At 47.9% G+C, this 1288-nt stretch carries 1 protein-coding gene; it reads left to right on the top strand.

Going from position 1 to position 1288, the window contains the following annotated elements; all coding sequences use genetic code 11:
• On the top strand, positions 1-1288 hold a 1288-nt coding region (locus A3756_RS19480), incomplete at both ends, for a flagellar hook-basal body complex protein (RefSeq protein ID WP_156490614.1).

Here is a 1288-nt window from a genome sequence, read left to right on the forward strand (position 1 = left end):
AGCAGGAATTGTGAATGGCTATGCGAGTCAGGATATCGAAGTGACCTTTCCGGATGGCACGTCGCAGACCATTACAACGACTGCGGAATCAACTGCCGGGGCAATTGCATCTCAGTTTTCGCTTTTAGAAGGTGTGGATGCGACTGCTAGTACCAGCTCTACAATAACCTTAGCTGGATATGATAATGCCTCAGGAAATATGAGTATTAGCTTAAACGGAATTAGTTTCCAGCCAGCCGGTGCAACAGATGCATTGCAATTGGCCGACTTGGGAACTCGTATTAACTCGTCTGCGTTGGTGGGGGTTACCGCCGTCATAGATAGTGCTACTGGTGATTTGCAGATTATTCAGGATCAAGGAGCTAACTTGGTATTCGGTTTTGCGGGTGTCTCGGGCGATAGTTTTGAGGTTCTTGGGAGTGATGCCGCGGCGACGCCGGTAGTGCTTGACCCTGATGCTGTTCCTGCCGTTTTGAATGCGACTGTAGGTGGTGGAGTTAGCATTGTACTTGACGAGGGGGTCGTTGCGACCAACTTAAGTGCCACAACGCCCGTCATTACCAACTTTACCGGTGCGCCTTTTGTTAATAACCAATTTTCACCAACGGATCCTGGTACCTATAACCACGCGACGTCAACGACTATTTTTGACAGTCTTGGTAACTCTCATGTTTTGACCATGTATTTCGTTAAGCAGCAGTCTTCGTTGTCGGGAGAAAATACCTGGCAAATGCATGTGCAGGTGGATAACCAGGATGTTGGAGATCCATTAATTGGAACAGATGCATCGCGAGCGACTTATAATTTGGTATTCCGCGATGACGGTACTTTAAATGAAACATTGTCAGATGATGTTTTGATTTCTAATTGGGACCCTTTAGATAGTCAAGGCAATCAAAATGGGGCGGCACGACCTTTGAATGTTGTGGATGGCGGGGTTTTGCCGATTCCTCAGCCGCCAACTAGCTCAAACTTTGAGGTAGATGTATCATCGTTTACTCAGTTTGGTAGCCCGTTTGCTGTAAATGACTTAAGTCAGAATGGTTATACCACAGGTCGATTAGTCGGTCTGGATGTCGATGAGTCGGGTGTCATTCTGTCTCGTTTCTCCAACGGTGAGTCTTTGGTTCTAGGGCAGGCAGCTTTGGCTAACTTCAATGACGTAGAAGGCTTATCACCTGATGGCGATAGTGTTTGGGTGCAGACTTTTGCTTCGGGTGACCCGATTGTCGGGGCGCCTGGTACGGCGTCTTTGGGTCTATTAACGGCCTCTGCAGTTGAGCAATCG

It is taken from the genome of Oleiphilus sp. HI0086 (assembly GCF_001635225.1).